The organism is Cellulomonas rhizosphaerae, from assembly GCF_003470205.1.
GTDB classification, from domain to species: domain Bacteria; phylum Actinomycetota; class Actinomycetes; order Actinomycetales; family Cellulomonadaceae; genus Cellulomonas; species Cellulomonas rhizosphaerae.
The window spans coordinates 1-5,523 of record NZ_QWKP01000082.1; the positions used below are offsets into that span (position 1 = coordinate 1).

Annotated in this window: 5 protein-coding genes; 1 reads left to right on the forward strand and 4 read right to left on the reverse strand. The window is 73.2% G+C overall.

Annotated features, from left to right (window positions below):
* Positions 1–243: 243 nt before the first annotated feature.
* Positions 244–909 carry a phosphoribosylglycinamide formyltransferase gene (gene purN / locus D1825_RS01475; RefSeq protein ID WP_199721455.1) on the reverse strand — a complete coding sequence of 222 codons (666 nt, stop codon included), beginning with the start codon at positions 907–909 and terminating at the stop codon, positions 244–246.
* 139 nt (positions 910–1,048) lie between these two features.
* Between purN and D1825_RS01480 the strand changes: the two genes are divergently transcribed.
* Positions 1,049–1,702 (forward strand): hypothetical protein, encoded by a 654-nt coding sequence (locus tag D1825_RS01480; RefSeq protein ID WP_118765734.1) that lies wholly within the window; start codon positions 1,049–1,051, stop codon positions 1,700–1,702.
* Positions 1,703–1,729: 27 nt separating this feature from the next.
* Here D1825_RS01480 and D1825_RS01485 read toward each other — a convergent pair whose 3' ends face one another.
* The 3 genes from D1825_RS01485 to sucC form a co-directional block, all read right to left on the reverse strand.
* A complete protein-coding gene (locus D1825_RS01485; protein ID WP_118765735.1) occupies positions 1,730–3,064 on the reverse strand; it encodes a cell division protein PerM in 1,335 nt (444 codons plus the stop codon).
* Positions 3,065–3,217: 153 nt separating this feature from the next.
* The gene (gene sucD / locus D1825_RS01490; protein WP_118765736.1) at positions 3,218–4,099 is read right to left on the reverse strand and encodes a succinate--CoA ligase subunit alpha; all 882 of its coding nucleotides are present in this window, start codon (positions 4,097–4,099) and stop codon (positions 3,218–3,220) included.
* Between the two features lie 35 nt (positions 4,100–4,134).
* Positions 4,135–5,322 carry an ADP-forming succinate--CoA ligase subunit beta gene (gene sucC, locus D1825_RS01495; protein WP_118765737.1) on the reverse strand — a complete coding sequence of 396 codons (1,188 nt, stop codon included), beginning with the start codon at positions 5,320–5,322 and terminating at the stop codon, positions 4,135–4,137.
* Between the last annotated feature and the right edge of the window lie 201 nt (positions 5,323–5,523).

The window sequence follows — 5,523 nt, forward strand, 5'->3', positions numbered from 1 at the left end:
CGTGCGCGTGGCCTACCAGCAGCAGGCGCCGTTCGTCGTCGACTCCTCCGCCTCCGAGCGGGCGCTCGGCCTCGCACCGACCCCGTGGGACGAGACCATCCGCACGACGACCACCTGGTGGCGCGAGCACCTGGCGGACTGACTCCGCTCGCGGCATGCGTGGTTGAACGACACGCCGCGGTTCGCACGGCGCGTCGTGCAACCACAGGTGCAATCACGCAGTCCGCGCACAGCGCTGCCGGATCAGCCGATGCGCGCGCGGTGCCCCTCGACCGTCAGGCCGTCGCGGGCGATGCGGCCGACGACGTCGACGAGCAGCGCGCGCTCGACGACCTTGATGCGCTCGTGCAGGCTCGACTCGTCGTCGTCGGGCAGCACGGGCACGGCCTCCTGCGCGAGGATCGGGCCGGCGTCGATCCCGCCGTCCACGACGATCACCGAGCACCCGCTGACGGTCACGCCGTACGCGAGCGCGTCCCGCACGCCGTGCGCGCCGGGGAACGACGGCAGCAGCGCAGGGTGGGTGTTGACGATGCGGTTCTCGAACCTGTCGAGGAACGGCTTCCCGACGAGCTTCATGAACCCGGCGAGCACCACGAGGTCGGGCGAGAACACCGCGACCGCCTCCGTGAGTGCACGGTCCCAGGCGGCCCGGTCCTCGAAGTCGCGTAGCGCGACGACGGCGGTCGGCACACCCGCGGCGTGCGCGATCTCGAGCGCCTTGATGTCCGGGCGGTCGGCCACGACCGCGACGACCCGCCCGCCGAACGCCGGGTCCTCGTGCGCGGCGAGCAGGGCCGCCAGGTTCGAGCCCGTGCCGGAGACGAGGACGACGAGCCGGCCCGTCGAGCGCGTCGCGTGCGCGGGGGCCGTGGGCTGGGACGACGAGGTGCCGGGTCCGGAGGTCACGGACGGCACCCTACCGACCTCGGCTGCGGAGCGATCGCTGTGCCCGTCCGTGCCCGCCCGCGCCAGGCCTGCGCCCGTCCCGCGTCCGCCGTGACGAGGCTCGCCCACCCGCAAGCAGTTCCTGGGTGAGAATGACCGGGTGAGCAACCCGTACGCACCGCCGGAGGATCGCCGCCGCCCCGCGGACGACGACACCGCAGCGCCCCCGCAGGGCTCCTCACCCGCCGGCCCGCCGCCGCAGGCTGCTGCGCAGGCCGGCCCGCCTTCGGCCCCGCAGTGGTACCCGCCGCAGCAGCTGGGCCAGCCGGGCCCGCAGGGGCAGCACGGCCAGCCGGGCCAGCCGGGCCACGACCCCCGCCTCGGCCAGCCTCAGCAGCGCCCCGAGCCCGTGCCGACCGACCCCGAGGGCGCCGAGCGCGCCCGCAAGCTCGCCCGGAACTTCGGCATCTTCCTGCTGGCCGGAGTCGTGCTCAGCACGATCCGTGCGCCGTGGCAGGCGGTCGCGCTGCCGTTCGTCGTCGTCGCGATCGTCTACGCGATCCGCGCGCTGGTCGCGGCCGCCCGCGCCCACGTGCGGGGCGCGCTCGTGCCGATGCTCGCCGGCGGGATCGCGATCGCCGCGTTCTGGGCGTTCGTCACGATCACCATGCTCGCGCTCTGGCCGCTCCAGTCCGACCGCGAGGAGTGCCTCGCGGGTGCCCTCACGGTCACGGCGACCGCGGAGTGCAACCAGACCTTCGAGGACGGGCTCGAGGACTGGCGCAAGTCGCTCACCACCCGCACCGGCAGCTGAGCCGTCAGGCCTAGCACCGGCGTGACGTCAGGCCTCGCCCCGGCGTGACGTCGCGCCACGCACCGCAGCCCGGAACACCGGGTCCCCGGGCAGCGCGACGACCAGGGCACCGACGAGCACGGGCCACGCGACCGCGAGCCCGACGATCAGACCCGACGCACCCACGTGCGCCATCCGACCCGGCCCGATCCCGCCCGACGCGACGACGACCAGCAGGGTGACCACGAGCGTCGCGAACCCGGCGAGCGCGACGCACGCCACCGCGGGGTGCCACCAGCGCGGGCCGCTGATCCGGCGGTGCACGTACCAGCCGCCGAGTGCGCCCAGCGCGATCAGCAGCGCCGGCGTCGCGAAGCTCCAGATGCCCGGCAGGGTGTTGCTCGGCAGCGCACCGAGCATCGGCACCGCGGGCATCGGCCCGGCGAGCACCTCGTGCGGCGCGAAGTGCGTGCCGGCGCCGACCGCGAAGCCCGGCCCCGCGAGCCAGGCGATCGCCCACACGACGAGGTTGGGCGCGAACGCAAGCTCGCCGAACGCCAGCACCGCGCCGCCGATCGGGTCGAGCCCGAGGCCGTCGACCACGTCGCCGATCGTCGCGAGCCCCGCGACGACCCACAGCGCGGTCACGGCCGCGGCGACCGCGACGAGCGAGCCGGCGACGATCGTGCCGGCGGTCGCCCCGACGCGCACGACGCGCGGCACCCGGCTCCAGAGCGGCCGCGTGACCGACCGGACCGTGGGCGCGTCGGTGCGTGCGGCGAGCCCGGTACCCATCCCGATGCCCGCGACGAGCACGGCGCCGGCGAGGCCGCGCAGCAGCCCGGACGCGCTGGTCCCGATGACGAGCGCCACGCCCAGCACCATCGCGACGTACCCGCCGATCCCGGCGAGGTAGGCGGTGAGCGTCGGGACACCGGATCGTCGGGCCGAGGCGTAGCAGGTGAAGACCGCGAGCGCCGTGACGCCGAGCGGCACGATCGTGACGCCCACGCCGCCGACCCCGAGCGGCACGCCGTGCCCCGCGAGCCACAGCGAGCCGCCGACGCGCACCGCGCGGAACCACGAGACGCCGGAGTTGGACGGGTCCGCGGCGGTCGCGACGAAGGCCGCGATGGCCGGCAGGACGAGCGCGAGCAGCGACAGCACGGCGGCCTGCAGCGCCGCGAGCACGCCCGAGACCCAGCGCGGGGCGCCCTCCAGCGCGCTGCCGGACAGGGCCTCGGTGGCTCGTGCCGAACGCGACGTGGCGGTGATCGGCACCGAGCCCGTGTCCGTGCGGCGGCGACGCGACCCGCGTCCGGGGCCTGCGGCGCGTCCGCGGTCGGCGACCGCGGACCCCGACGACGGACGCGACTGGCTCACCGTGCCATGGTCGCCGCGGAGGTCGCGATGGTGCGTCAGGCCGCCCGGCGCGTCGAGGACTCCGCACGAAGATCACAGCAGATGCGCACGACGAAAGACGAACGCCCGCCCAGCACCCCGGAAAGGGGCGCCGGACGGGCGTCGCGTGATGGATCAGGACTGCGTGAGCAGCTCCCGCGCGAGCGCGGCGGTCTCGGACGGCGTCTTGCCGACCTTGACGCCGGCAGCCTCGAGGGCCTCCTTCTTCGCCTGCGCGGTGCCCGACGAGCCGGAGACGATCGCGCCGGCGTGGCCCATCGTCTTGCCCTCGGGGGCCGTGAAGCCGGCGACGTAGCCGACGACCGGCTTGGTCACGTGCTCGGCGATGTACGCCGCGGCACGCTCCTCGGCGTCGCCGCCGATCTCGCCGATCATCACGATGACCTCGGTGTCGGGGTCCGCCTCGAACGCCGCGAGGGCGTCGATGTGCGTGGTGCCGATGATCGGGTCACCGCCGATGCCGATGGCCGTCGAGAACCCGAAGTCCCGCAGCTCGTACATCATCTGGTAGGTCAGCGTGCCGGACTTCGACACGAGGCCCACGCGGCCGGGACCGGTGATGTCAGCCGGGATGATGCCGACGTTCGACTTCCCGGGGCTGATCAGGCCGGGGCAGTTGGGGCCGATGAGCCGCACGCCCTTCTCCTGGGCCAGCGCGAAGAACTCGGCGGTGTCGGCCACCGGGACGCCCTCGGTGATGATGACGACGAGCGGGATGCCCGCCTCGATCGCCTCGACGACGGCGCCCCTGGTGTGGGCCGGCGGCACGAAGATCACGGAGACGTCGGCGCCCGTGGCCGAGATGGCCTCGGACACGGAGCCGAAGACGGGGACGTCGACGTCACCGAAGGAGACCGACGTACCGGCCTTGCGGGGGTTGACCCCGCCGACGACGGACGTGCCGGACGCGAGCATGCGCGTGGTGTGCTTGGTGCCCTCGGAGCCCGTCATGCCCTGGACGATGACCTTGGATGCCTCGGTCAGAAAGATGGCCATGGTGGTGTCTGCTTCTCTCTAGATCGTCAGGGGACTCAGGCGTTGGCCAGCTCGGCTGCCTTGTCGGCGCCGCCGTCCATCGTGTCCGCGAGGGTGACCAGCGGGTGGCCGGCATCGGCGAGGATCTGGCGACCCTCGACGACGTTGTTGCCGTCGAGCCGCACGACGAGCGGCTTGGAGGCCTCGTCGCCCAGGATCTCGAGCGCCGCGACGATGCCGTTCGCGACCGCGTCGCACGCCGTGATGCCGCCGAAGACGTTGACGAACACGGACTTGACCTGCGGGTCCGTGAGGATGATGTCCAGGCCCGCGGCCATGACCTCGGCCGAGGCGCCGCCACCGATGTCGAGGAAGTTGGCGGGCTTGACGCCGCCGTGCTTCTCGCCGGCGTACGCGACGACGTCGAGCGTGCTCATGACGAGCCCGGCGCCGTTGCCGATGATGCCGACCTCGCCGTCGAGCTTGACGTAGTTGAGGTCCTTCTCCTTGGCGCGCGCCTCGAGCGGGTCGGCCGCGGCGGCGTCCTCGAGCTCGGCGTGCTCCGCGTGGCGGAAGCCCGCGTTCTCGTCGAGCGTGACCTTGCCGTCGAGCGCGACGATCTCGCCGTCCTCCGTGAGGACCAGCGGGTTCACCTCGACCAGCGTGGCGTCCTCGTCGCGGTAGACGAGCCACAGCTTCTGCAGCACGTCGGCGACCTTGGCAGCGATCTCCGGGGTCGTCTTCTCGGGGAAGCCGGCCGCGGCGACGATCTCGTCGGCCTTCGCCTGGTCAATGCCCACGCGGGGGTCGACGGCCACGCGGGCCAGGGCCTCGGGGCGCTCGACCGCGAGCTCCTCGATCTCCATGCCGCCCTCGACCGAGCACATGGCCAGGTAGCGGCGCTCGGCGCGGTCCAGCAGCAGGGAGAAGTAGAACTCCTGCGCGATCTTGGCGCCCGCGGCGATCATGACGCGGTGGACCGTGTGGCCCTTGATGTCCATCCCGAGGATCTCGGTGGCCTTCTCGACCGCGTCGTCCGCGGAGCGCGCGAGCTTGACGCCGCCCGCCTTGCCGCGACCGCCGACCTTGACCTGCGCCTTGACGACCACGACGCCGCCGGTGTCGCCGAGCAGCTGCTCAGCGCCCGCCCGGGCCTCGTCAGGGGTCGTGGCGACCACGCCGCCGAGCACGGGAACGCCGTGCTTCTCGAAGATGTCTCGTGCCTGGTACTCGAACAGGTCCACCTGGTCCGGTTCCTCTCATCGACCGCGGTCTGCAGCATCGGGTAGGCCACAGCGCCCGGTCGATGGTATCCGCCACGCGGAGATCTCTTCACATCGAGAGATATGGCGTGCGCTACACCACGGCAGACGCGTCAGCCTGCGTGCAGATCGGCGAACGCCGAGCGGAGCACCTTCGCGTACGCCGTGACGCCCTTCATGGTC

Bases quoted from the DNA above. Each gene is read 5' to 3' on its own strand.
- sucD (WP_118765736.1), bottom strand. From the start codon at position 4,099: ATGGCCATCTTTCTGACCGAGGCATCCAAGGTCATCGTCCAGGGCATG.